We start from the raw sequence: 223 nt of genomic DNA, 5'->3' as shown, positions 1-223 counted from the left end.
GCAGGTCATTGTTAGTCAGGCGGGCGCCGGGCAAGACCTCCTCCTGACCATCGGCACCGACAAGGTCACTCTCGACCAGACGGCTTACAGCTCTCTGTATCGGATCGAGGAAGTGCACTTTGCTGACGGCACGATGTGGACCTATGATCAAATATTCACCATGGCCACGACCGCAACCGCGGGCAACGATGTCTTCTACGGTGATGAGCGCGCCAACAACCTC

General features: G+C 57.8%; 1 protein-coding gene. It reads left to right on the top strand.

From position 1 onward, the window contains the following. On the top strand, nucleotides 1-223 hold a 223-nt coding region (locus tag E4K09_RS04365), incomplete at both ends, for a calcium-binding protein (RefSeq protein ID WP_193557248.1).

This window comes from Microvirga pakistanensis (assembly GCF_004458765.1).
Taxonomy (GTDB): domain Bacteria; phylum Pseudomonadota; class Alphaproteobacteria; order Rhizobiales; family Beijerinckiaceae; genus Microvirga; species Microvirga pakistanensis.
Note: the sequence above shows the minus strand (reverse complement) of the source record. Positions and strands in the feature narration are given on the sequence as shown.